The sequence below is a fragment of the Pseudomonas sp. WS 5412 genome (assembly GCF_012985615.1).
Classification (GTDB): Bacteria; Pseudomonadota; Gammaproteobacteria; order Pseudomonadales; family Pseudomonadaceae; genus Aquipseudomonas; species Aquipseudomonas shahriarae.
The window spans coordinates 138,114-163,630 of sequence record NZ_JAARMB010000011.1; the positions used below are offsets into that span (position 1 = coordinate 138,114).

General features: G+C 60.2%; 20 protein-coding genes and 1 tRNA gene. 3 read left to right on the forward strand and 18 right to left on the reverse strand.

Features of this window, described 5'->3' with window-relative positions:
• Positions 1 to 33: 33 nt before the first annotated feature.
• From pqqA to rpsU, 10 genes are all read right to left on the reverse strand, one after another.
• A complete protein-coding gene (gene pqqA / locus HBR94_RS16435) occupies positions 34 to 108 on the reverse strand; it encodes a pyrroloquinoline quinone precursor peptide PqqA (protein WP_003194766.1) in 75 nt (24 codons plus the stop codon).
• 163 nt (positions 109 to 271) lie between these two features.
• Positions 272 to 2,659, reverse strand: a complete 2,388-nt coding sequence (gene pqqF, locus HBR94_RS16440) for a pyrroloquinoline quinone biosynthesis protein PqqF (protein ID WP_170045205.1) — start codon at positions 2,657 to 2,659, stop codon at positions 272 to 274.
• Positions 2,660 to 2,709: 50 nt separating this feature from the next.
• Positions 2,710 to 3,504 (reverse strand): carbon-nitrogen hydrolase family protein, encoded by a 795-nt coding sequence (locus tag HBR94_RS16445; RefSeq protein WP_057440304.1) that lies wholly within the window; start codon positions 3,502 to 3,504, stop codon positions 2,710 to 2,712.
• A gap of 11 nt (positions 3,505 to 3,515) precedes the next feature.
• Positions 3,516 to 5,207, reverse strand: coding sequence for an NAD(P)/FAD-dependent oxidoreductase (locus HBR94_RS16450; protein ID WP_170045206.1), 1,692 nt, complete (start codon positions 5,205 to 5,207; stop codon positions 3,516 to 3,518).
• Between the two features lie 146 nt (positions 5,208 to 5,353).
• Entirely contained in the window at positions 5,354 to 5,815 is a 462-nt protein-coding gene (locus tag HBR94_RS16455; RefSeq protein ID WP_170045207.1) for an Lrp/AsnC family transcriptional regulator, read from the reverse strand.
• A gap of 112 nt (positions 5,816 to 5,927) precedes the next feature.
• Positions 5,928 to 6,004, reverse strand: a tRNA-Ile gene (locus HBR94_RS16460).
• A gap of 15 nt (positions 6,005 to 6,019) precedes the next feature.
• Positions 6,020 to 9,763, reverse strand: a complete 3,744-nt coding sequence (locus HBR94_RS16465; protein ID WP_170045208.1) for a bifunctional diguanylate cyclase/phosphodiesterase — start codon at positions 9,761 to 9,763, stop codon at positions 6,020 to 6,022.
• A 124-nt stretch (positions 9,764 to 9,887) separates the two neighbouring features.
• A complete protein-coding gene (rpoD, locus tag HBR94_RS16470) occupies positions 9,888 to 11,738 on the reverse strand; it encodes an RNA polymerase sigma factor RpoD (protein WP_057444304.1) in 1,851 nt (616 codons plus the stop codon).
• 67 nt (positions 11,739 to 11,805) lie between these two features.
• A complete protein-coding gene (gene dnaG / locus HBR94_RS16475; protein WP_115129134.1) occupies positions 11,806 to 13,776 on the reverse strand; it encodes a DNA primase in 1,971 nt (656 codons plus the stop codon).
• A gap of 445 nt (positions 13,777 to 14,221) precedes the next feature.
• On the reverse strand, positions 14,222 to 14,437 hold the full coding sequence (gene rpsU, locus HBR94_RS16480) for a 30S ribosomal protein S21 (RefSeq protein WP_002551877.1): 216 nt from the start codon (positions 14,435 to 14,437) through the stop codon (positions 14,222 to 14,224).
• Positions 14,438 to 14,640: 203 nt separating this feature from the next.
• Between rpsU and tsaD the strand changes: the two genes are divergently transcribed.
• The gene (gene tsaD, locus HBR94_RS16485; RefSeq protein WP_057960795.1) at positions 14,641 to 15,666 is read left to right on the forward strand and encodes a tRNA (adenosine(37)-N6)-threonylcarbamoyltransferase complex transferase subunit TsaD; all 1,026 of its coding nucleotides are present in this window, start codon (positions 14,641 to 14,643) and stop codon (positions 15,664 to 15,666) included.
• A 33-nt stretch (positions 15,667 to 15,699) separates the two neighbouring features.
• Here the strand turns inward: tsaD and plsY are convergent, their stop codons facing one another.
• Positions 15,700 to 16,269, reverse strand: a complete 570-nt coding sequence (gene plsY, locus HBR94_RS16490; RefSeq protein ID WP_057440309.1) for a glycerol-3-phosphate 1-O-acyltransferase PlsY — start codon at positions 16,267 to 16,269, stop codon at positions 15,700 to 15,702.
• 74 nt (positions 16,270 to 16,343) lie between these two features.
• Here plsY and folB point away from each other — a divergent pair, with 74 nt between their 5' ends.
• The gene (folB, locus tag HBR94_RS16495) at positions 16,344 to 16,697 is read left to right on the forward strand and encodes a dihydroneopterin aldolase (RefSeq protein WP_057440310.1); all 354 of its coding nucleotides are present in this window, start codon (positions 16,344 to 16,346) and stop codon (positions 16,695 to 16,697) included.
• On the forward strand, positions 16,688 to 17,206 hold the full coding sequence (folK, locus tag HBR94_RS16500; RefSeq protein ID WP_170045209.1) for a 2-amino-4-hydroxy-6-hydroxymethyldihydropteridine diphosphokinase: 519 nt from the start codon (positions 16,688 to 16,690) through the stop codon (positions 17,204 to 17,206). The genes folB and folK overlap by 10 nt, the downstream gene beginning before the upstream one ends.
• A 13-nt stretch (positions 17,207 to 17,219) precedes the next feature.
• Here the strand turns inward: folK and HBR94_RS16505 are convergent, their stop codons facing one another.
• From HBR94_RS16505 to apaG, 7 genes are all read right to left on the reverse strand, one after another.
• Positions 17,220 to 18,467, reverse strand: a complete 1,248-nt coding sequence (locus HBR94_RS16505; protein ID WP_170045210.1) for a multifunctional CCA addition/repair protein — start codon at positions 18,465 to 18,467, stop codon at positions 17,220 to 17,222.
• Between the two features lie 63 nt (positions 18,468 to 18,530).
• Positions 18,531 to 20,093, reverse strand: coding sequence for a SpoVR family protein (locus tag HBR94_RS16510; RefSeq protein ID WP_170045211.1), 1,563 nt, complete (start codon positions 20,091 to 20,093; stop codon positions 18,531 to 18,533).
• Positions 20,090 to 21,361: a YeaH/YhbH family protein gene (locus HBR94_RS16515; RefSeq protein ID WP_057444302.1), complete on the reverse strand. Its 1,272-nt coding sequence runs from the start codon at positions 21,359 to 21,361 to the stop codon at positions 20,090 to 20,092. The genes HBR94_RS16510 and HBR94_RS16515 overlap by 4 nt, the downstream gene beginning before the upstream one ends.
• Positions 21,362 to 21,470: 109 nt before the next feature.
• Positions 21,471 to 23,393: a PrkA family serine protein kinase gene (locus HBR94_RS16520; RefSeq protein ID WP_017739508.1), complete on the reverse strand. Its 1,923-nt coding sequence runs from the start codon at positions 23,391 to 23,393 to the stop codon at positions 21,471 to 21,473.
• Positions 23,394 to 23,676: 283 nt separating this feature from the next.
• Entirely contained in the window at positions 23,677 to 24,006 is a 330-nt protein-coding gene (glpE, locus tag HBR94_RS16525; protein WP_170045212.1) for a thiosulfate sulfurtransferase GlpE, read from the reverse strand.
• Positions 24,007 to 24,038: 32 nt separating this feature from the next.
• Entirely contained in the window at positions 24,039 to 24,890 is an 852-nt protein-coding gene (locus tag HBR94_RS16530) for a symmetrical bis(5'-nucleosyl)-tetraphosphatase (protein WP_057960790.1), read from the reverse strand.
• Positions 24,890 to 25,270: a Co2+/Mg2+ efflux protein ApaG gene (gene apaG, locus HBR94_RS16535; RefSeq protein ID WP_057960789.1), complete on the reverse strand. Its 381-nt coding sequence runs from the start codon at positions 25,268 to 25,270 to the stop codon at positions 24,890 to 24,892. Before apaG ends, HBR94_RS16530 begins: the two co-directional genes overlap by 1 nt.
• Positions 25,271 to 25,517 lie beyond the last annotated feature (247 nt).

The window sequence follows — 25,517 nt, forward strand, 5'->3', positions numbered from 1 at the left end:
GAGCCGAGGCGTTGCATTGCAATACAAAAGCAATCAGCGGCTGGCGAAGTACATGGTGACTTCAAAACCGATACGCAGATCAGTGTAAGCAGGTTTGGACCAAGTCATATTCATACTCCTACGAAGGGATGGGACGTTTACTACCAAGTAATACATATAGTCCACCTCCTGGCGGAGATGTTCAGATGTGTGTGGGAATATTACCCATTTCTCGCCGAGCTAGCGCTGTCTTGGCAGAAAAAGCCTTTTGCAGCATCGGCAACGATTAGCTTCATTGCTGCCAGCAATCGCCCACCGCCGCACCATTGGCCAGGCACTGCCAGCCGCCGGCGGCTTGCTTGAGTTGCTGCGCCGCATCGACGAGGTTCTGACGGTTGCGGGCCTGGATCAGCTGTTGCAGTTGCTCAAGATAGTCCGTGCCATGCCCCGCCAAATGCGCCTGCCAGAGCAACTCGGCGGCTTGGGCGTTGGGCAGTGTCTGTGGCGAGAACTGCTGGGCCAGGGTGGTGTTGCCCAAGTCGTCGTTCCCCTTGATCAAGGCTGGCAGTTGCGTGAGGAAGGCCTGGATGTGTTCGAGCAGGCCCGCAAGCGCGACATTGGGCGACTGCACGCCAAACAGCAGGCCGGTTTGCCCATTGAACTGTCGGATGCCACTGAATACTGCGTAGCCCACTTGCAACTCGACACGTAGGCGTTGGTAAAACGGGACCTGCGCCAGGTGAGCGAGCAACCGCCAGTCGGCTTCGTCTGCGAGGGATTGGCTGGGGGCCGGGCAAAACAGCAGCAAGGCCGCTTCGTCGCCATCGGTTGTGACGGTTTGCCAGCGATGTTGGCCGTTGATGGATAGAGCTTTGTGTTCACTGTCGGTGCAGTGTCCGGGTAGGCGTGCCGCCGCATTTTTGATCGCCATTTCGCACGCAGCCGGCAGGCCCATGCCCAAGCCCTGCCAGCGAGCGGTGGCCCACCGGTCAGGTAGCGCGTTGCCGTTAGCGGTGTCGGCAAAACAGGTCGGTAGTACCTTGAGCAGTTCGCGAATGGCCATCTGCGGCGCCGGGCTGACGAGTGCGTTGTGCCAAAGGTTGGCAGCGGGCCGGGTCAGGTCCCGTGCCAGTTGCTCGACGATGGCCGGCATCGGTTCATGCAGCCCGCTCATTTTCAGCAGCCAGTCATTGCCTACGGCTTCGAAGGATAATTCCACTCCGGCCTGACGGGCGTTGGTCCGCAGTGTTTGCAGGCTGTTGCCCAAGCCCTGCGCGGTCGAATCCAGTTGCCAGCGCAGGTAAAGGGCGCCTTCGTCGCTATCGGCAGGCAATGCTTGGCTGAACGACAGGCCTGGCAGTTCGCGCCGGCCACGGGAGCGGTCCTGGGCAAAGGTACGCAAGCCGCGATGGGCGCTGGTCTGGCCACGAATCAGTCCGGGACGTTGTTCCTGGGGTGCCCGTTGCAGGAATGGATTGCTCGGCGGCAGTTGCCAGGTCTGTTGCGCGGGTGTCGGTTGCAGCGTATTCAGCATGGCCTTGAGGGCCTGGCAGTGCGGCTCGGAAAGTTGCGCCTCGAGGTGTTCACTGTCCTGGCGCGCCAGAGCCAGGGCACCACGGACTTGTCGCTGGCGGTCGACCAGCAGAGCGTACTCTTCACGCAGCGCCGTCCAGTCGCTGTGAGCGAAAAAGCCCAGCCAGTCGTTTAACAGTGCTTCGATGGCCGGGGCCTGTTGTGAACCCTTTGGCCCCAGGGTGAATTCGATATCCAGCAGCGCCTGCCCGGCGAATTGGTACAGCACCTTGGCATGTAGCGCGCTGGCCCATTCCCGGCTTTTTAGCTCGGCGAGCAAACCGCCGGCCGCTTCGGCATTCAGCCAGGTGCAGAGGAACTCCAGGGCTTCACGGGGTGCATTACAGGCGATGAGGTGGTGCAGATGCTGTTTGTCGAGGTGTTGATAGCGATGTTGATCGCCGTTCATCAATGCCGGTGGCGCCTGCTGCGGGCGTAGGTGGCCTGAGGGCAGGCTGTCGGCAAAGCACTGGGCCAGGGCTTGCAGCTCCTCGAGCGACTGTGGGCCGGCAAGGCTCAAGGTCATTTGCCCGGCTTGATAGAAGTCTTGATAAAACCCGCGCAACCCTTGTTGGAAATCCTCCTGTGGCACCGGCAGGCTGTCGCGATTACCCGCATGAAACCCCCGCAGCGGATGCCCAGTTGCCAGGCCTTCAAGTATCGCGACTTGAAGCTGTGCCTCGGCATCCTGGGACCAGGCGACAAACTCCGCCTGTAACACCTCACGCTCGCGCAGTTGCTCGTCCATGGCCAGGCGTGGGTGGGCGAGCATATCGCCCAGGCGCTGCAGCGCGTCGCCAAACACTGGGGTGGGCACTTCAAAGAAGAAGTCGGTGGTGCGTTCGCGAGTACTGGCGTTGACCTGCCCGCCGTGGCGCTGCACGTAAGCCATCAAACCGTCGGGTGCAGGAAAAGCCTCGGTGCCGAGAAACAACAGGTGCTCGAGAAAATGTGCCAGCCCCGGCCAGGCCAGCGGCGCGTCATGGCTGCCAGCCGCTACCCGCAAGGCTGCTGCACAGCGCTTGAGGCGTGGGGCATGACGCAGGGAAACCCGCAGGCCATTGGCCAGGGTCAGTTGTAAATAATGAGGGTGGGCCGGCACAGGCATGAGCACTTCCAGAACGTAGGAAGTGCCTATGCTAGCGCAAAGCGCGGCGGTCAGTGCTTGTGCAGCGCTGCGTATAGCTCGGGGCGCCGGTCTGCCAGGTAGTGATTGGCCGCTTGCGCGTCGCGCATCGCCTGGCGGTCGAGGGTGGCGACGATCAGCGCTTCATCCAGGCCGGCTTGGGCGACACGTTGGCCATTCGGCGCCGCGATGCTGCTTTGCCCGCAATACTGGATCTGGTCCTCATGCCCGCAATAGTTGGCGTAGGCCACATAGCACTGGTTTTCAAAGGCCCGTGCCCGCACGGTGACATCGGCGACGAAGTCGAAGGGCACCATGTTGGCCGTCGGTACCAGGATCAACTCGGCGCCGGCCAGGGCCAGGCGCCGGGTGTTTTCCGGGAACTCCAGGTCGTAGCAGATGAGGAATCCCAGCTTCCAGCCGTTCAACTCGACGATAGGGAATTCGTCGCCGCCGGCGCTGAACATCGAGTGATCGAGATCACCGAACAAGTGCGTCTTGCGGTAGTTGCACAGGCGCTGGCCATTGGCGTCGATCAGTTGCACGGCATTGTAGATCTGCCCATCTTCTGCCCGCTCCGGGTAGCCGTACAGAATTGCCAGACCCGCGTTCTGCGCCAGTTCGGCAATGGTTTGTGCCGATGGCCCATCTTGCGCTTCGGCCAGCGCGCCCACTGCTTCAACACCGATGTTGTAGCCGGTGAGGAACATCTCCGGCAGCACCAGCACATCTGCATCGGACGCCTCATGGGCGACGCTATGCAGGCGCTTGAGATTGCCGGCCACATCCAGCGGCAATGGCGGGCATTGGTACAGGGCGACACGCATGGCTTGACTCCTTATTCGGCCAGGGCGATAGGGCCGATCTCATCGAATACATCCCCAGGCCCCGGGTTTTGCGGGTGGGTACTGCCACCGAAGTGGGTCATGATGCCCCAAACCGCGTTCAGCGAGGTCTGCACTGCGCCTTCGACCCAGGCAGGGGTCCAGGATACATCGTCGCCGGCAATGAAAATCCCGCGCTGCTCGGCCGGCATATCCTTTTGCATGAAGTGTGCGTACATACGCTGGTTATAGCGGTAGTGGCCCGGCAGCGCGCCCTTGAACGCGCCGAGGAAGTGCGGGTCGGCCTCCCAGGAGACGGTGATCGGGTCGCCAATGATCCGCGCCTTGAGGTCGACTTTCGGGTAGATCTTTTTCAGCGCATCGAGTGCCAGCTTCACCCGTTTATCAATGGGCTGCGGCAGCATTTTCAGGGCGTCGCTCATCCACGAGTAGGACAGGCAGATAACCCCCGGCTTGTCGTCGCCGTTGTCGAACAGATAGGTGCCACGGGTCAGGCGGTCGGTGAGGGTCATGCTCATCAGGTCGCGGCCGGTTTCCGGGTCTTTGTCCTTCCAGAAAGGCCGGTCGACCATGACAAAGGTTTTCGACGACTGCATATAGCGCGTGCGATCCAGAGCCATCCACATTTTTTGCGAGAACAGGCTTTCGTCGCATTCGATCTGAGTGGTCAGCAGCCAGCTCTGGCAGGTGGTCAGCACGGCGGCGTATTCCCGGGTGTCGCCGTAATTGTCGGTGACCGCGAAACGCCCGTCGGCAGCATGGGCAATGCGCTTGACCCCAGCCCGTGGCGCGCCATGGTGCAGGGAGCTGAGGCTGGTGCCGGCTGGCCAATGGGCGCAACGCTCCGGCACGTGGCGCCAGATCCCCATGGGCACCTGCGCCACGCCACCGACCACCAGGTGCTGGTGGTCGTCGCAATTGGTCATCACCACCCGGAAGATTTCCAGCATCGAGTTGGGGAAGTCCGAGTCCCAGCCACCGGTGCCGAAACCTACCTGGCCGAACACCTCACGGTGATGGAACGACAGCTTGGCGAATGCCTTGGACGTGGCGACGAAGTCGTAGAAGGTGCGGTCGTCCCACAGCGGCACCAGGGTGTTCCACAGCGCCTTGAGGCGTGGCACATCGCGGTCGCGAATGGCTTGCTGGATATCGCTGAACTGCGAACCGGCCTCCAGGGCGTCGGCCCAGGCGTCAGCCACTTCCTGGAACAGCGCAGGAAGGTCGGCGAGTTTCTGTGCGTAATGGGTCTGGCCTTCCAGGTCGATCACGGTACTGCCGGAGGCCGGGGTCAACGGGTTGGGGAAGGGCTTGGTTTCCAGTCCCAGCTTATCCACATAGTGGTAGAACGCCGTCGACGACACCGGGAAACGCATGCCGCCCAGTTCGGCGATGATGCCTTCGGCTCCTTCAAACGCCTGGGAGCGCAGGCGCCCGCCCATTTTCGAGGCTTCATACACCACTGGCTTGAGACCGAGCTTCATCAGTTCGTAGGCGGCCACCAGCCCGGCAATACCCGCACCGACAATCGCCACTTCGGCGCCGTGGTTGGCGGCAGGAATACTGCCCAGCCCGGCCGGGTGTTCGATCCAGTCATCGAAGGCGAACGGGAAGTCCGGACCAAAGATGGTGATAGGTTTTTTACCGTCTGCAGGGTGGCGATTGTTCTTGTGAGTGGCGTTCATGGCTGACCTTGCTGGCAACTCCGCGGGGCACGACCCGTGAAGTATAGGAAAAGATGGCAGCCATTCTAGGGAGCGTAGCGCTCGTTAATAAGACGCAATGTGTCGTCGGTTTGATTTGTTTTTAGTCGAAGTGACGAAGCTGGCGGTCAGATTGGCTGGCCGCGATCCAGTTTGCTGCTGAGGATGATCGAGGTGGTGGTCTTTTCTACCCCATCGACACTGCCGATCTGGTCCAGCAGTTGATCCAGCTGCTCCGGCGAATCGGTGCGCAGCCAGGCTACATAGTCAAACTCACCACTGACCGCACACAGCTGCTGGACCTGAGCCATGGCACTGAGTCGGCGCAGCACTTCCTTGCCGGAACGCGGTTGCACCGTGATCCCCACATACGCCTGCAGCCCCCCATCCACCACCCGCTGGCCAAGGCGCACGCCATAACCGGTAATCACCTGAGTCTTTTCCAGACGCGCCAGGCGCGAGGTCACCGTGGTGCGGGCAACCCCCAATTGCCGAGCAAGCATTGCCACGCTTTCACGGGCGTTGAGCTGCAAGGCGGCGATTAGTTGGCGGTCGATTTCATCGAGAACGGGAGGGCGGGGGGCGGACAAGATGGGCTCCGGCGTGGGCGGCAATGGGGGAGCATGTTACAGGCTCATGGCCAGTGGTGCTTGGGGGGACCGCTAGAAACGCGAAAGCCGCGCAGTGCGCGGCTTTTAGAGATGGTGGGCCCAGTAGGACTCGAACCTACGACCAAGGGATTATGAGTCCCCTGCTCTAACCAACTGAGCTATAGGCCCTCAGTAGGTCGCGGATTATAACGATGGTTTCTCCACTGTGCTATCCGAAAAATCCGAATGGGTCATGTGAAGGAAGGTCGCGGCGAATATGTCGGGGGGCAGGGGCAGGCTGACGATGTAGCCTTGCATTTGTTCGCAGCCTTCGTCAGTGAGGAAGGCCTGTTGGGCGAGGGTTTCTACGCCTTCGGCGATGATGGTGAATTGCATGCTGTGACCCAGGGCGATGATGGCGCGCACGATGGCGGCGTCGTGGGGGTCATCCGGCAGGCCGCGGACGAAGGACTGGTCGATTTTCAGGAAGTCCAGGGGCAGGCGCTTGAGGTAGCTTAAGGATGAATAGCCGGTGCCGAAGTCGTCGATGGCCAGCTGTACGCCCAGGCGCTTGAGTTTATGCAGTACTTCCAGGGCTTCTTCGGCCTGGCTCATGATGAAGTTTTCGGTGATTTCCAGTTGCAGGCAACCGGGCTCCAGGTGGTTGTCCCGGAGCAGTTGCTCGATGCGCCCCAGCAGGTTGGGGTGGCGCAGTTGGGCACCGGCGAGGTTGACGGAGAGTGGGCCAAAGTAGTCATAGGACTTGCGCCACTGGTGCAGTTGTCGGCAAGCCTGTTCCAGGACCCAGTCGCCGATTTGCAGGATCATGCCGTTTTCTTCGGCCAGGGCGATGAAGTGTTCGGGAGGCACGTCGCCGAAGGTCGGGTGGCGCCAGCGGATCAGGGCTTCGGCGCCGATCAGTTGTTGGGTCTCCAGGCTCAGCTTGGGTTGGTAATACAGAAACAGTTCTTCGCGCTCTAAGGCGCGCCGCAGTTCGTGTTCGAGGGCGACGCGCTCGTTGGCCTGGGCGGTGAGGTCCTGGGTGTAGCGCTCGACCCGGTTGCGGCCCTTGGCTTTGGAGCGGTACATGGCGGCATCGGCGTTTTTGACCAGGGTGGCAACGTCGATGCCGTCTTGGGGATAGAAGCTGGTGCCGATGCTGGCGCTGATAAAGAACTCGTGCTCGCCCGCCTGGAAGGGCGGGGTGAAGCAGGCCAGCAGTTTATTGGCCAGGTGCTGGGCGTCGCAGGCTTGTTGCAGGCCGGGCAGCAGGATGATGAATTCGTCACCGCCCAGGCGGGCCACGGTGTCGATATCGCGCAACTGCTCCTTGAGGCGCACGGCAATGTCCTTGAGCAGCAGGTCGCCAATCGGGTGGCCGAGGCTGTCGTTGATGTGTTTGAAACGGTCGAGGTCGAGAAACAGCACCGCACCCTGGCTGCCGGTTTCCTGTTGGTTATTGAGGGCGGCCTGCAGGCGATTCTCAAACAGAGTGCGGTTGGGCAGGCCGGTGAGCGGGTCGTGGTGCGCCTGGTAGTCAAGCCGTGCCTGGGCGTGCTTGAGGCTGGAGATATCGGCAAATACCGCCACGAAGTGGGTGATCGACTGGTCGTGATTGCGCACGGCGCTGATGGTCAGCCAACTGGGATACAACTCGCCGTTCTTGCGGCGGTTGGAGATCTCGCCTTGCCAGTGGCCGTTGGCGGTCAATTGATGCCACATCGCCGCGTAGAAGGCGCTGTCGTGCAGGCCGGAAGCCAGCAGGCGTGGGGTGTGGCCCAGGGCTTCGGCTTCGCTGTAGCCAGTGATTTCGCTGAAGGCACGGTTGACGGCGCTGATGTTCTGCCGGGTATCGGTGATCAATACGCCTTCGGCGGTACTTTCGAAAACTGTTGCGGCCTGTTGCAGTTTTTCCTGCATCAACTGGCGTTCGGTAATGTCGCGGGCGATGGTCAGCATGCAATCGTCATCACCGATGGGCAGTGGGCGGCTGGACACCTCGCACAGGCGAATCTGCCCGTCACTGCGTCGGATATGGCAGACGAAATCACGCACCAGGCCGTCGCGCTGCAGCAGCTCGAGCATGTGCTTGCGTTCGTTCAAGTCCACCCAGATGCCCAGGTCCAGGGTCGATTGGTCCAGGGACATCGCACTGTTGAACCCGGTGATACGGCTAAAGCCTTCATTGACTTCCAGCAGCAGGCCATCACTCTGGCGGGTCAGTAACAAGCCATCCGGCGAGGCGTGGAAGGCCTTGGCGAACTTCTCTTCGGTAGTCTGCAGCAGTTGCTGGGTTTCCTTCAGTTGGGTGATATCCCGCACCACCACTACCAAGGCTGCGGTGGTATCGAGCTGGAAGGGTTCGGCAGAAATCAGCCCGGTAAACGCCTGGCCGTTGCTGCGCAGGAACGGCATCTCCAGGTTACGGATACTGGTGCTCTGCACGCGCTTGAGCAGGTTGGGCCCCACACCCTGGATACCCCAGATGTTCAGCTCGGTAGCGGTCTTGCCAATGACGTCTGCGGCGCTCAGGCCAATCTGGTCCTCGAATGCATTGTTGACCTCCAGCAGACAGCCATCGGACAGGCGGGCGATTACCAGGATGTCCGGGCACTGCTGGAACACCGAGGCGAACTTCTCCTGCGAGAGCCGCAACGCTTCCTCGGTGCGCTTGGCCTCGCTGATATCAATCATCAGGCCACGCAGAACCGGCTCATGCCCATACTTGATCAGGCTGACAATGTCCCTGACCCACAGGCAGCGGCCGTCAGCGGTGATCACCCGGTAATCAATGCTGTGGTCGCGGTTGGCGCGGGTTTCCTGCTTGCAGAAGCTGTCGGCGCGGGTCAGGTCGGCGGGGTGAATGATGTTGCGCCAGAAGCCGGGGATCAGCCAGTGAGCCCGTGGATAGCCCAGTAGTTCTTCGGCGTGGGGTGACACGTAGCTGTAGGTGAAATCGTTGATGTCAGCTTCCCAGGCTATGGCGGAGAGGCTCTCTACCAGCCCACGGTAATGGTATTCGCTGCTGCGCAGTTTTTGCTCCAGGGCTACCCGGCGGGAAATTTCCGAACTGAGCCGGCGGTTGATCCGAATGACGATGGCCAGCACGGTACTTAACAGCAGCACGGCAGGCAGGCCGTAGAGCAGCAAGTCGGCCCAGAACGCCCGGTGATCAATGACATTGCCGACCCAGTGCTCCTGGATCTCGTTAATTTCGCTGGGGCTGAGGTCGGCGAGCACTTTATCCAGAATGCCAATCAGCAGTTTGTTCTCTCGAGGCACGCCCATTGCCAGTTGGTAGCGATAGGGCGTTTCGCCACTGACATACAAGCCGTCGAGCTTGAGCTGGCGCAGGCTCCAGACGCTGGAGGCGAGGTCGCCGACGACGGCGTCCACCTCATCGGTGGCCAGGGCCTGCAACGTCGAGCTGACATTGGGCATCGCCACCAGGTTCAGGTCGGGATGGTGGGTGCGCAGCAATTCGTGGGGGGCATAGTTCTCCACCACGGCGATCTTCAGGCCATACAGGTCCTTGAGGGAGCGGGGCTGGGCACCGCCTTCATGGGCGAGAATGACGATGGGGAAGTCGAGGTAAGGCCGGGAGAATGCGAGGAAGCCCTGGCGCTCCGGGGTGGACATGATGCCCGGCAACAGGTCGAGCTGGTTGTTCCGCGCCTGCTCCAGCAATGCGCTCCAGTTGGCCGGTTCTATCAGCTTGATCTTGATGCCCAGGCGTTCCTGGAGCAGCCGCACATAGTCAGCGGCCAGGCCCTGATAGCGACCTTCTTCATCGCGATATTCAAACGGCGGCCACGAGGCATCAACGCCCAGGCGCAACTCTGGGTGGTCCGCCAACCAGCCCTGCTCTTCATCTGTGAGAGTCAACGCGCCAGCCGTCGCGGTCCAGGTCAGCAGCGACAGCAGTAGCACGGTCGGCAGTCTGGGCATAACGGTCTCGTTATGGCACGGGGAATATTTCGAGTGTAGACGGGCATTGCGAGGGGGAGTGACGCGGGGAGGATTTAATCTGCACAAAGCAAAACCCCCAGGCCTGGGCCTGGGGGTTTTGTGATCACTCGTCGAGGAAGGAGCGCAAATGCTCGCTTCTCGTCGGGTGGCGCAACTTGCGCAGCGCCTTGGCTTCGATCTGACGGATCCGCTCGCGGGTCACGTCAAACTGCTTACCGACTTCCTCAAGGGTGTGGTCGGTATTCATGTCGATGCCGAAACGCATGCGCAGTACCTTGGCTTCACGGGCAGTGAGGCCGGACAGTACGTCGCGCGTCGCTTCTTTAAGGCTCTCAACGGTGGCGACATCGATTGGCGACTGCATGGTCGAGTCTTCGATGAAGTCACCCAGATGGGAGTCTTCGTCATCACCGATCGGGGTTTCCATGGAGATCGGCTCTTTAGCGATCTTCAATACCTTGCGGATTTTATCCTCAGGCATTTCCATGCGTTCGCCCAGCTCTTCCGGGGTCGGTTCACGACCCATTTCCTGCAACATCTGCCGGGAAATACGGTTGAGCTTGTTGATGGTCTCGATCATGTGCACCGGAATACGGATGGTGCGGGCCTGGTCGGCGATCGAGCGAGTGATCGCCTGACGGATCCACCAGGTGGCATAAGTCGAGAACTTGTAGCCGCGACGGTATTCGAACTTGTCCACAGCCTTCATCAAGCCGATGTTGCCTTCCTGGATCAGGTCGAGGAATTGCAGGCCACGGTTGGTGTACTTCTTGGCGATGGAGATCACCAGACGCAAGTTCGCTTCAACCATCTCTTTCTTCGCGCGGCGGGCCTTGGCCTCGCCGATCGACATGCGACGGTTGATGTCCTTGATCTCGGCAATCGTCAGACCGGTTTCGGTCTGCAGTGCAGTCAGCTTCTGCTGGCAACGAACGATGTCGGCCTGGAAGCGACCAATGGCTTCAGCGTATTTGCTTTTGCCCTTGGCCAGTGCGTCGGTCCAGCTTTCGTCAACTTCATTGCCCGGGAACTGGCGCAGGAAGTCGGCACGCGGCATGCGCGCATCACGGACACAGAGCTGCATGATCGCACGCTCTTGTGCACGCAGACGCTCAAGGGCGCTACGAACCCGCTCAACCAGGCCTTCGAATTGCTTCGGTACCAGTTTGATCGGCATGAACAGCTCAGCCAGGGCCAGCAGTTCGGCGGTTGCCTGCTTGCTGCCACGACCATGCTTCTTCAGGGCCTTGCGCGCCAGTTCCATCTGATCGGAGACCGCGCCAAAGCGCTGGGCTGCGATGATGGGATCCGGACCGCTTTCGACTTCTTCGTCGTCGTCGGTGCTGGCTTCAGCTTCGTCGTCGTCGGTTTCGTCGTCCGCTTTCACGGCTTTCGGGTCGACAGGCGGCGGTATTTCGGCAGCCGGCGGAGTAATGCCGTCGTCCGGGTCGATATAACCGCTCAGGACGTCGGACAGGCGGCCACCCTCGGTGGTCACACGAGTGTACTCGGACAGAATATGGTCAACCGTGCCTGGGAAGTGCGCAATTGCGCCCATCACTTCACGGATGCCTTCCTCGATACGTTTGGCGATTTCGATTTCGCCTTCCCGTGTCAGGAGCTCTACCGTACCCATTTCGCGCATATACATGCGCACAGGGTCAGTCGTGCGACCGATGTCGGTCTCCACTGCTGCCAACGCGGCGGCTGCTTCTTCAGCGGCTGCTTCGTCGGTATCAGAGTCGGCCAACATAAGGGCGTCCGCATCCGGAGCACTCTCGTGTACGGGGATCCCCATGTCGTTAATCATGCGGATGATGTCTTCCACCTGCTCAGGATCTGAAATATCCTCAGGCAGGTGGTCATTGACCTCTGCGTAAGTCAGATACTTCTGCTCACGACCCAGGAGGATCAAATCTTTGATACGAGACTGCTGTTGCGCTTTTCCGGACATAACACCCTATCCACTGAAGGTCTTGGCGGGCAAAAAACAAGCCGAGGATTATACCCGAGCTATGACCTCACACGCCAGCTGAGGTCGGGTTTGATGCGGAAACATTCTGTTTTAAGAGGTCGCGCATCTGTTTTGCTATCTGAATTTGCTCTTCAGCCGACAATCCCGGCTGCCTTGCTCTCTTGATGAGTTCATCGAGGGTCTGCGTGTGCTGGCCCGCGGATAACCTAGTAATGGTGTCTAAAAACTGTTGTTCAAGGTTATCGCCGTCAATTAGCCACTCCTTTTCCGCGAGAGCCTTCAACAAGCGGCCTTGTTCCGTGCCGTGCCAGCGAGCCATAAGCTGAATAGAGTTTAGCTTAGGATTTTTCTGTACGGCCTCGATCAGGGCAATTAGCACCTGGGCATAGGTGTTGCTTTCGTTGGCAAAATGTTCGGCGCTTTCCACTTTTCCTGCCAGTTGCGGGTGGTGGATCAGGGTGCGCAGGGCAATCAGCGTCGGCGCCTCCACGGCCACCGGCGTGCGCGGGGCGTAGGCCTCGTCGCGATCGCCGCGCTTGCCGTTTTTGCTCCAGGGCTTCTTGTCCCATTTCTTGCCGCCGGCGCCGGGTTTCTTCGGCGTCCAGTCCTGTTGAGGCACAAAGGCTTCTTGGGGCTGGTGGAAGTCAGCGTAGTCCGGCATTGCATCGTAGTCGAAGCCCGGGTCATAGGCCGGTGGCGCGTCCTGGGGCGCGCTGTGCACCAGCTGGCTGACCGCTTCGCCGCTCAGGCCGGTGATTTCCAGCAGGCGCTGGCGCATCAGGGCCTTGAGGTTGGCGCCGGGCACCTTGTCGATCAGCGGTGCTGCGAGGGTGGCCATGTGGGCCTTGCCTTCGAGGGAGCGCGGATCGGCTTCTTCGGTCAATTGCTGGAAAAAATAATCGGCCAGCGGCTGTGCGTGCTGGTGGATGCGCGCGCGGAACGCGTCGGTGCCTTCGGAGCGCACCAGAGTGTCCGGGTCTTCGCCTTCGGGCAGGAACAGGAAACGTGCGCGGCGGCCATCCTGCAGGCTCGACAGGGTGGCCTCGAGGGCACGCCAGGCCGCATTGCGCCCGGCCTGGTCGCCGTCGAAACAGAACAATACGCTGGGCACCACACGAAACAGGCGCTTCATGTGCTCTTCGCTGGTGGCGGTGCCGAGGGTCGCGACGGCATTGCGCAGGCCTTGCTGGGCCAGGGCGATCACGTCCATATAGCCTTCAACCACGATGATTTCATCGAGGTTGCGGTTGTTCTTGCGCGCTTCAAACAGGCCGTAGAGTTCCTGGCCCTTGTGAAAAACCGGGGTTTCCGGGGAGTTCAGGTATTTGGGCTTGTCGTCACCCAGTACTCGGCCGCCGAAGGCGATGATACGGCCACGGCTGTCGCGGATCGGGAACATCACCCGGTCGCGGAAACGGTCATAGCGTTTGCCGGTCTCGGCGTTTTCCACCAGGAGGCCGGCGTCGATCATGGCTTTTTGCTGCAGGGTGTCGCTGCTCAGGTGCTTATACAGATTGTCCCAGCCCGGCGGGGCGAAGCCCAGGCCGAAGTCGCGGGCAATTTCCCCGGTCAGGCCGCGGCCCTTGAGGTAGTCCACGGCGGCCTTGCGCTGCGGATGGCTTTTCAGGGCCTGGCGGTAGAACTCGGCGGCGGCGGTGAGCAGCGGGTACAGCGGCGAGTCGGTGGGCTGGCGTGGTTTGTGCGGCCGGCCACTTTCTTCGCGGGGGATTTCCATGCCGGCGGCTTTGGCCAGTTCCTCGACGGCCTGGGGGAAATCCAGGTTGTCGTGGTCCATGATAAAGCCGAGGGCATTGCCGCCCGCGCCGCAGCCGAAGCAGTAGTAGAACTGCTTGTCGGGGCTGACGCTGAACGATGGGGTCTTTTCTTTGTGGAATGGGCAGCAGGCCGTGTAGTTCTTGCCGGCCTTTTTCATTTGCACGCGTGAGCTGACAACATCGACGATGTCGGTGCGGTTCAGAAGGTCGTCAATAAAGCTCTGGGGAATTAGCCCGGCCATGGCGTTCTCGTCATCACTGCGTGTAAATGAGAGCCCGTGACGCACTCAAGGCGCGCATGTTGGCGGCTTGATCATCAAATGTCTGTTTGGGCTGTCAGGAAGTGTATCTGTCGAGTGTTCACTGACGGTAGTTCCAATCAGTCTTCGACGTGTTTGAAAGTGTTGCCCTGGAGTCCGGTCGCGGCCAGTGCGGCCTCGGGAGCTCATCATGGGGCACAGTCGACCTATTGATCGCCTGCTTGGAAAATAAGTGTGCTCGTCAGTAGCCTTGATAGGCTCGTCAGAAGAGACGCGCACCGCTGGCAAAAGAGCCAGTCCTGACGTGTGAAGCTTTGTCTCGGTCGCATGTGCGGCGTCGACGGTGAAGCATCAAGCGATATCCGCAAATGCCAACAGCCCGGCTGAGGGCCGGGCTTGGCAGAAGCTTGCTACGAACGTCTGTGTATTAGTACAGACGAACGGCGCGGCGCTGCTCGCGCTGAACTTTCTTGGCGTGACGCTTAACAGCGGCTGCTGCTTTGCGCTTACGCTCAGAAGTTGGCTTCTCATAAAATTCGCGGCTACGAACTTCAGCCAGAACACCGGCTTTTTCGCAGGAGCGCTTGAAACGACGCAGAGCTACGTCGAAGGGTTCGTTCTCTTTTACTTTGACGGCTGGCATCCAGAGCTACCTTCTTTCATTACCGGGAATCAACGTTCTCGTCGCAAAAAATTCGCGGCTGAGGTCGTCGGTTTTTAAGGGTTGCGGATGTTAACCCCTCATTGCCCGGAATGCAAAGCCTCTGATCGAAAACCGCTAGTCGGGAGGGGAAGTGGCGACTATTATGCGCGCCTTCGAATTCAGCCTCTACAAGGCGCAAACCCATGTTAGTACTGGGCTTAGAAACCTCCTGCGACGAGACCGGCGTCGCGCTTTACGACAGTGAACGCGGGCTTTTGGCCGATGCGCTGTTCAGTCAGATCGACCTGCACCGGGCCTACGGCGGCGTGGTGCCCGAGCTTGCCAGCCGGGATCACGTCAAACGCATGCTGCCACTGATTCGTCAGGTGTTGGACGAGGCCGGTTGCGTCGCCACCGAGATTGATGCCATCGCCTATACCGCCGGCCCGGGATTGGTCGGGGCCCTGCTGGTTGGGGCCTCCTGCGCCCAGGCGCTGGCGTTTGCCTGGGGTATTCCAGCCCTCGGCGTGCACCATATGGAAGGCCATTTACTGGCGCCGATGCTGGAAGAAAACCCGCCTGGGTTCCCGTTCGTCGCTTTGTTGGTTTCCGGTGGCCATACGCAGCTGGTTCAGGTCGATGCAATCGGCCAGTACACGCTTCTGGGGGAGACCCTGGACGATGCTGCCGGCGAGGCTTTCGACAAGACCGCCAAGATGATGAACCTCAATTATCCCGGTGGTCCGGAAATCGCGCGTCTGGCGGAAAAAGGCGTGGCCGGGCGCTATACCTTCCCTCGCCCGATGTGTGATCGCCCTGGCCTGATGTTCAGCTTCAGTGGCTTGAAAACCTTTGCCTTGAACACCTGGCAGCAAAGCGTCAGCGCCGGGGACGACAGCGAGCAAGCCCGTTGCGACATCTCTCTGGCGTTCCAGCAGGCGGTGGTGGAGACTTTGACCATCAAGTGCAAGCGTGCCTTGAAACAGGCCGGCATGAAGCGCCTGGTCATTGCAGGCGGCGTCAGCGCCAACAAGGCCTTGCGTCTGTCATTGGAAAAAATGCTCGGCGACCTCAAGGGCGAGGTGTTTTACGCTCGCCCCGAGTTCTGCACCGACAACGGCGCGATGATCGCCTTCGCCGGTTGCCAGCGGTTGCAGGCTGGCCAGCATGAAAGCCTGGCCATCAGCGTGCAGGCGCGTTGGCCGATGGAGCAATTGCCGCCGTTGTGATCGACGAACATGAGGCGGGTTCAGCCGGCGTATTTAAAAATGCCGTTCGCGCCCGGCAAACAGGTCGCGTAAATTGCCGCGATGGCGCCATACAATCAGCAGGGTGAGTACGCTCATCGGTAGCAGGGCCGCCGGCTCCTGCCAGGCCAGCAATGGCAGGGTCAGGGGCGTGGCGATCAATGCGGCAAGGGAGCTGGTGCGGGTCAGGTAGAACGTCAGCAGCCAGGCGGCCACCGCTAGCAGGGCTGCCGGTGGGTAGATCCCCAGCAGCATGCCGGCCGCCGTCGCGACGCCCTTGCCACCGCGAAAGCGAAAGTACAGCGGGAACAGATGGCCGAGGACGGCGCATACACCGATCCAGGCTTGTTGTTGCAGGGAGAGGCCGGCGAGATCGGCGATCAGTACGGGCAAAAGGCCTTTGCACACGTCGCCAAGCAGCGTGAGTACGGCGAGCTTCTTGCCGGCCAGGCGCAACATATTGGTGGCGCCGGCATTGCCTGAGCCACTCATTCGCGGGTCGGGATTTCCCGTCAGGCGGCTGAGCAAGATGGCAAAGGACAGCGAGCCGAGCAGGTAGGCGAGGGTCGCCAGTAACCAAGACATGCTAACTATTCCGGGCGAGGACGCCTTGATTCTAACGGGGCATTGCGCCCTTGTCGTGCTGTGGAGAAGAGTGCTTGGACAGAGTGTTTATCGAAGGCCTGGAAGTTGACACCGTAATCGGGGCCTACGACTGGGAGCGCGGTATCCGTCAGTGCCTGCGCCTGGACCTGAGTTTCGCCTGGGACAATCGCCCCGCCGCAGCCGGTGATGACCTGACCCTGGCCCTCGATTACGCCAGTGTTTGCACACGCATCCAGGCGTTTGCCGAGCAGGCGCAGTTCCAACTGGTGGAAACGTTCGCCGAGCGCCTGGCGCAAGTCTTGATGGAGGAGTTCCAGATCCCCTGGCTGCACCTCAAGTTGACCAAGCCCGGTGCCGTCCCGGCCGCCAAGGGCGTGGGCGTGGAGATCGAGCGCGGATGTCGCTAACTCAGGTTTACCTTGGTCTTGGCAGTAATATCGAGCGCGAGCCCCATTTGCAGGCGGGGCTTGAGGCGTTGGATGGCTTTTTGACCGATATGCGCTGTTCCGCCGTGTTCGAAAGCCAGCCGGTGGGGATCAAGAGTGGGCCGTTTTTCAATCTGGTGGTGTCGGCGTATACCGATCTGTCGTTGCTGGAGTTGGACCGCCGGTTGAAGGTCATCGAGGCTGACAATGGCCGTTACGCGCCGGATCGCAAGGGCTTGCCCCTGGATATTGATGTGCTGCTGTATGGCGACCTGACGGGAAATTTCGACGGGCTGGTGCTGCCGCGCGCAGAGATCCTGAAGAACGCGTTTGTGCTGTGGCCGCTGTCGTTGATGGCGCCGGAGCGTGTGCATCCTGAAGTGGGCAAGACATTTGCCGTGCTGTGGCGGGATGCACAGATTGAGCAGGTGCTGGCCCCGGTTGCCTTCAAATGGCGCGACCGGCAACTGACTCCGGACGCTCTTCTGTAGGCGCGGGCAAGCACTAGGCGTCCCCCCGCTCCTGCAGTGAATGGTGTTCTTTGTAGGCTTTCAGGGCTTTGAGCCGCTCACGCTTGAGAGCCTCACCCAGTTCCGGGCCCTTGAAGCCTTTCTCCAGCAATGGCGCCACCGCCACCCCCCGCGCTACCCGCGCAGCACCGCGTAAATAATCCGCCTGTGGATAACTTCGCTGCTCAAGGCCCTTGCGGCCCCGTGCGTCCATTTCGCAGGCGACAACAAACTCTTCAAAACGCTGTGGTCGGCGGAATACGTCAAAACTCTGCAGCAACTCCAGCAGGGTCGAGGCTTTCAGCTCCAGGGCACGATGGCCGTGGGTGTGATACTCGCCAACCAAAAGTGCCAGTTCCTGGCAATCCTTCGGCACTTTGAAGCGTTCATTGACCGCTCTGATCAGCTTCAGGCCCCGCTGCTCGTGAGCAATATGCCGGGGCAACTTATCCACAGGGGTCAGGCCCTTGCCCAGATCATGCAGCAGGCAAGCCCAGCGCACAGTCAAGGGTTGGGCGTGGAGGGCTGCCTGTTCCAGCACGCCCAGGGTATGGATGCCGGTATCAATTTCCGGATGGTGGGCTTCGGGTTGGGGTACACCGAACAGCGCGTCCACTTCCGGCAGCAAGGTTTTCAGGGCGTGGCAGTCGCGCAGCACCTGGATAAACACCTGGGGTTGATCTTCCATCAGCGCCCGGGAAATTTCCTTCCAGCTGCGCTCCGGGGTCAGCGCATCCAGTTCGCCAGAGTCACTGAGTTGGCGCATCAGTTCCAGGGTTTCGGGGGCGACAGTGAAACCGAGGCTGGCATAACGTGCGGCAAACCGTGCCACCCGCAACACACGTAAGGGATCTTCGGCGAACGCCGGGGAAACGTGGCGCAGCACTCGGGCTTGCAGATCGCGTTGGCCATGATAGGGATCGGTCAGGTTGCCGTCGTCGTCTTCAGCCATGGCGTTGATGGTCAGGTCGCGACGGATCAAGTCTTGTTCGAGGGTGACTTCAGGGCTGGCATGAAACACAAATCCGCCATACCCCCGGCCGCTCTTGCGCTCGGTACGGGCGAGGGCGTACTCCTCGTTGTTTTTCGGGTCCAGGAACACCGGAAAATCAGAGCCCACAGGCCGATAGCCCAGGGCGAGCATTTCTTCGGTGGTGGCGCCTACGACGACCCGATCGACATCGGTAACGGAAATGCCCAGCAAGCGATCACGTACCGCTCCGCCGACTTTGTAGATTTGCATGAAAAAGCCTCCATTAGCCCTACAGGATAACGCCTGTGCCAGGCCAATGGAGGCATTGCTGTGTCAAAGGTGAACCACGGCCAGGTCCAGGCGGCCGTAGTCGTTGTCGTTGTGTTCGTTGCGCGGCGGAACATGGTGGGTTTTCATGATCTGGTCGCCTTGCAGCGTCTCCAGATGGATATCAAAACCCCATAGCCGGTGCAGGTGCTTGAGCACTTCATCCGTGGATTCGCCCAGGGGGTTGCGGTCGTGCTGCTGGTGGCGCAGGGTCAGGGAGCGGTCGCCGCGCATATCGATGCTGTAGATCTGCACGTTGGGCTCGCGGTTGCCCAGGTTGTACTGGGCCGCCAGGGTCTCGCGGATGGTGCGGTAACCGGCTTCGTCGTGAATGGCAGGTACCAGCAGGTCGTCCTTGAGGTCGTCATCCATAATGCTGAACAGCTTGAGATCACGAATCACCTGGGGCGACAGGTACTGCAGGATAAAGCTCTCATCCTTGAAGCTGCTCATGGCGAACTTGAGGGTCGATAACCAGTCGCTGCCGGCGATCTCCGGGAACCAGCGGCGATCTTCCTCGGTCGGGTGTTCGCACATGCGCCGGATATCCCGGTACATGGCAAAGCCCAGGGCATAAGGGTTGATGCCGCTGTAGTAGGGGCTGTCGAAGCCTGGCTGGAAGACCACGCTGGTATGGGAGGTGAGGAACTCCATCATGAAACCGTCGGTCACCAGCCCTTCGTCGTAGAGGTCGTTTATCAGGGTGTAATGCCAGAACGTAGCCCAGCCTTCGTTCATCACCTGGGTCTGGCGCTGGGGGTAGAAATACTGGGCGATCTTGCGCACGATCCGCACGATCTCCCGTTGCCACGGCTCCAGCAACGGGGCGTGCTTTTCCAGGAAGTACAGGATGTTTTCCTGGGGTTCGCTGGGGAAGCGTGCATTGTCTTTGTCGCTGTTCTTGTCGGCGCGCTTGGGGATGGTGCGCCACAAGTCGTTGATCTGCTTTTGCAGATGCTCTTCACGGTCCTTCTGCCGCAGCCGTTCCTCTTCGGCGGAAATGGGGTAAGGGCGTTTGTAGCGGTCTACCCCGTAGTTCATCAAGGCATGGCAGGAGTCGAGCAGGTCTTCCACGGCGTCGATCCCGTGGCGCTCCTCGCATTGCATGATGTACTGCTTGGCGAACACCAGGTAATCAATGATCGAACTGGCGTCGGTCCAGGTGCGGAACAGATAGTTGCCCTTGAAGAAACTGTTGTGGCCGTAGCACGCGTGGGCCACCACCAGTGCCTGCATGCAGATGGTGTTTTCTTCCATCAGGTAGGCGATGCACGGGTCGGAGTTGATCACGATTTCGTAGGCCAGGCCCATCTGGCCACGGCTGTAGGACTTCTCGGTGCTGAGGAAGTGCTTGCCGTAGGACCAATGGTGATAGCCCAGGGGCATGCCCACCGAGGCATACGCGTCCATCATCTGTTCGGCGGTGATCACTTCGATCTGGTTGGGATAGGTATCCAGGGCATAACCGGCCGCAATGCGGCTGATTTCCCGGTCATAGGCCTGGATCAGTTCGAAGGTCCATTCGGACCCCGTGGAAATGGGTTGGCGCTTATGCTCTTTGGCGGTCATGTCACTAACCTGCGCTGGAAGAGTTCACGGAAGACCGGATAGATATCGCCGGCCGAGACCAGTTGTTGCTGGGCGAAGGTATCGGCGAAGGCTTCACCGATGCGCTCGTATTCAAACCACAGGGCCTGGTGCTCGCGGGGGGTAATCTCCACATAAGTGTAGTACTGCACGAACGGCATGATCTGGTTGATCAGGATGTCGCGGCAGATGGGCGAGTCGTCGTTCCAGTTGTCGCCGTCGGAAGCCTGGGCCGCGTAGATGTTCCATTCGTTGGCTGGGTAGCGCTCAGCCATGATTTCCTGCATCAGCTTCAGAGCACTGGACACGATGGTGCCGCCGGTCTCCCGCGAATAGAAAAACTCTTCCTCGTCGACCTCGCGGGCGCTGGTGTGATGGCGGATAAACACCACGTCGATCTTGTCGTAGTTACGCTTGAGAAACAGGTACAGCAGAATAAAGAAGCGCTTGGCGATGTCCTTGGTCGCCTGGGTCATGGAGCCGGAAACGTCCATCAGGCAGAACATCACGGCCTTGGAGCTGGGGTTGGGTTGCTTGACCAGCAGGTTGTATTTCAAGTCGAAGGTGTCGAGGAACGGCACGCGGTGGATGCGCGCGCTGAGTTTCTCGATTTCTGCTTCGATTTCCTGGATATCGCCGAAGTTGTCCGGCTCTTCGCGCTTCAAGCGCGCCAACTCTTCCTTGGCTTCCCTCAGTTTGGCGCGGCTGCTGCCAGACAGGGCGATACGCCGTGCGTGGGCCGAACGCAGGGTGCGGATGATATTGATGCGCGAGGGGTTGCCCTCGTTGCTGATACCGGCGCGCACGGTCTTGAAGGTGTCAGTGCCGGTCAGGTTGCGCTTGACCAGGTTGGGTAGCTCCAGGTCCTCGAACATGAATTCGAGGAATTCCTCCTGGGTAATCTGGAACACGAACTCATCCATGCCTTCGCCGGAGTTGCCGGCCTTGCCTGGGCCTTTGCCGCCGCCACCGCCCTGAGGGCGCTGGATATGCTCGCCAGTGGTAAATTCCTTGTTTCCCGGATGAACCACGGTCTGTTTGCCGCCGCGGCCGTGATGCAGCACCGGTTCGTCGATGTCCCGGCCGGGAATGCTGATCTGCTCGCCGTGCTCCATATCGGTAATGGAACGGCGACTCACCGCCTCTTCGACGGCCTTTTTGATGTGGTCACGGTAACGCCGCAGGAACCGCTGGCGGTTTACCGTGCTCTTGTTCTTGCCATTGAGGCGTCGGTCGATCACATAGCTCATAGGGAGCCCTCCGGGCAGCTTCACGTTACAAGCTTCAAGCCGCGAGCTGGAAGCTTAGAGACAAGCGGTCAACTGCCAGGCCGCCCGGCAGCGCACGCCTGTCGCTGCCTTACTGCGATTTGCGCACCCGCAGGTACCACTCGGAGAGCAGCCGTACCTGTTTGTCGGTGTAGCCGCGCTCGACCATTCGCGTGACGAAGTCGTTGTGTTTTTGCTGGTCCTCCTTGCTGGCCTTGGCGTTGAAGCTGATGACCGGCAGCAGATCCTCGGTGTTGGAAAACATTTTTTTCTCGATGACCACCCGCAGCTTCTCGTAGCTGAGCCAGGTCGGGTTCTTGCCGTTGTTGTTGGCCCGGGCGCGCAGTACGAAGTTGACGATTTCGTTGCGGAAATCCTTCGGATTGCTGATGCCGGCCGGTTTCTCGATCTTCTCCAGCTCTTCGTTGAGGGCTACGCGGTTGAGGATCTCGCCGGTTTCGGGGTCGCGGTATTCCTGATCCTGAATCCAGAAGTCGGCGTACAGCACATAGCGGTCGAAGATGTTCTGGCCGTATTCGCTGTAGGACTCCAGGTAGGCGGTCTGGATCTCCTTGCCGATGAACTCGATATAGCGCGGCGCCAGGTACTCCTTGAGGAAGCGCAGGTAACGCTCGCGGGTTTCAGCCTGGAACTGCTCCTGTTCGATCTGCTGCTCCAGTACATAGAGCAGGTGTACCGGGTTGGCGGCGATCTCATGGGGGTCGAAGTTGAAGACCTTGGACAGGATCTTGAAGGCGAAGCGGGTCGACAGGCCATTCATGCCCTCATCGACGCCCGCCGTGTCGCGGTATTCCTGGATCGACTTGGCCTTGGGATCGGTGTCCTTGAGGTTCTCCCCGTCGTAGACGCGCATTTTCGAGTAGATATTCGAGTTTTCCGGCTCCTTGAGACGCGAGAGCACCGTGAACTGGGCGAGCATCTTCAGGGTATCTGGCGCGCAATGGGCCTTGGCCAGGGAACTGTTGAACAGCAATTTGTCGTAGATCTTGATTTCATCGCTGACCCGCAGGCAGTACGGCACCTTGACGATATAGATCCGGTCGATGAAGGCTTCGTTGTTCTTGTTGTTGCGGAAGGTGTGCCACTCCGATTCGTTGGAGTGGGCCAGCAGGATGCCAGTGAACGGAATCGCCCCGAGGCCTTCGGTACTGTTGTAGTTGCCTTCCTGGGTGGCGGTGAGCAGTGGGTGCAGCACCTTGATCGGCGCCTTGAACATCTCCACGAACTCCATCAGGCCCTGGTTGGCCCGGCACAGTGCGCCCGAGTAGCTGTAGGCATCGGCGTCGTTCTGCGGGAATTCCTCCAGCTTGCGGATATCCACCTTGCCCACCAGCGCGGAAATATCCTGGTTGTTTTCATCCCCCGGTTCGGTCTTGGCGACGCCGATCTGGTTGAGAATCGACGGATAGAGCTTCACCACCCGGAACTGGCTGATATCGCCGCCGAACTCGGCCAGGCGCTTGGTGGCCCAGGGCGACATGATGGTGTTGAGATAGCGCCGTGGGATGCCAAAGTCTTCTTCGAGGATTGCGCCATCTTCTGTGGCGTTGAACAGGCCCAGGGGCGACTCGAACACCGGAGAGCCCTTGATCGCGTAGAAGGGCACCTTTTCGATCAGTTGCTTGAGCTTTTCGGCCAGGGAAGATTTACCGCCGCCCACGGGGCCGAGCAGGTAGAGAATCTGTTTCTTCTCTTCCAGGCCCTGGGCGGCATGGCGGAAGTAGGAGACGATCTGGTCGATGCATTCTTCCATGCCATGGAAGTCTTCAAAGGCCGGGTAGCGGCGGATCACCTTGTTGGAGAATATTCGCGACAGCCGCGAGTTGTTGGAGGTGTCTACCAGCTCCGGTTCGCCAATCGCCAGTAGCAGGCGCTCGGCGGCAGACGCATAGGTGCTGCGGTCCTTTTTGCACAGCTCAAGATACTCCTGCAGCGTGAGTTCTTCCTGCTGGGTGGACTCGAAGCGTTGTTGGAAGTGGCTAAAAATACTCATGACGTCGTCACCTCGCTCGATACGTGGAGCCGACGCCGGATCAATCAGTCGATGCTGGCAGCCAGTGGCGTTTGCCGTGGCCATTTCCCCCCAGAACACCCTGAAACGCTACCGATGACCCGCACGCCGGTGTACCGGCTCTCCCCTGTTTTGGATGGCCTGCGCTTAATGATAGTTGGGAATCCGGGAGGTCAAGGCGAGATGCCTAATTAGTTTGGGTGCGCCGTTTCTCAGAAACGGCGCGAGCCCAAGCGTCACGCGGGGTAGCGGGGTTTGAAAAAAATTATTGCGAATTGCCTGTGGCAGTTTCCGCAGGATACGTCGTACGCCACAGCTCAAAGCCGCCGTCCAGGCTGTAGACATCGGAGAACCCCTGGCTGACCAGATAGGCCGCCGCGCTCTGGCTGGAATTGCCGTGATAGCAGGCCACGATCACTGGCGCGTCGAGGTCGGCGGCGCGGATGAAATCGGCAATGTTGTGGTTGTCCAGGTGCTGTGCGCCCTTGATGTGGTTCAGGGCGTAAGTCTGGGGATCACGGATATCCACCACCACGGCGCCTTGTTCACGCAGGGCCTGGGCTTGTTCGGGAGGGATACGTTTGAATTGGCTCATGGCGGGCTCCTTGGGCGGGCGGCAAGCGGCGTTTAGCGCTTGGCGGCAGCCGGCAGTGTAACGGGAAGGGGGGATTCACACTGGCAGCTCAGGCGCTCGCCGGTGTCGATGTTCATCAGGGTCATGGCTCCGCCCCAGACACACCCTGTGTCGAGGGCAAATACCCCGGGCTCGTCGCAGTGACCTTCAAGGGCGGCCCAGTGACCGAAGATGATCTTCGTTTCGCGGGTCTTGCGCTCCTTGTGGGTAAACCAGGGCTTGTAGCCGGGCAGGGCGGTTTCGGCGCCTTCCTTGCTCTTGAGGTCGAGTTTGCCTTCGGCGGTGCAAAAGCGCATGCGCGTGAAGTAGTTGGTAATGACCCGTAGGCGGGCAACGCCGGTCAGATCGTTATCCCACTTCACTGGCTCATTGCCGTACATGCCGTCCAGGTAGGTGGCGAACAGCGTGTCATCGGCCAGGGCGGTTTCAACCTCGGCAGCACATTTAAGGGCTTTTTTCAGGCTCCACTGCGGTGGTATGCCGGCATGCACCAGGACGGTATTGCGGCCCTCGTCGTAGTGCACGAGCTTTTGCCGGCGCAGCCAGTCCAGCAACTCGGCGCGATCCGGAGCTTCGAGGATTTCGCGCAGGGTATCGCCCTTTTTCAGGCGCTCGATGTTATTGCCGACCGCCAGCAGGTGCAGGTCATGGTTGCCCAGTACGCACACCAGGGCGTCGCGCATGCCATAAAGAAAGCGCAGGGTTTCCAGGGATTGCGGGCCACGGTTGACCAGATCGCCCACCAGCCACAGACGATCTTGGGCTGGGTCGAAGGCTACACGGTCAAGCAGGCATTTGAGCGGCTCCAGGCAGCCTTGCAGGTCGCCGACAGCATAGGTTGCCATCAGTGCAGGGCTCCCGGTACCGCCAGGCGGAAGGGGGCGATGATGGCGTCGAAGTGTTTGCCGTCTTCGGCAAGCATCTGATAGCTGCCTTGCATCGTGCCGACCTTGGAGGTCATTACGGTGCCGCTGCTGTAGGTGTGGCTGGCGCCGCTGTCGATCAGTGGCTGTTGGCCGATGACACCCGCACCGCGCACTTCCTCGACATGGCCGTCGCCGTCGGTGATGACCCAATGGCGCGACAGCAGCTTGGCGGCCACCTGGCCGTTGTTCTTCACCGTGACGGTGTAGGCAAAGGCAAAGCGGTTCTGTTCAGGTTGCGATTGTTCCGCCAGGAAGCGGGTGACGACGCTGACGTCGATCTGATAGCGAGGATCGGACATGCAAGAGGCCTTAAGAGCAAAAGCGGAGGACAGCAGATGCGGATCAGTCTAGGCCATGAGGAGGGCACTAGGCCAGACATGTGTCTGGCTTGGTAAACGATGCCGTCCTGGCAGACGACGAAGCGCTACCAGTGTCGCGCGGCTCAAATGTGGGAGCTGGCAAGCCCGCACACATTGGAACTGCGGCGGGCGCTGGGAGTGGGGCCAGCAAAAACAAGTGTGGGAGCTGGCTTGCCTGCGATGGCGG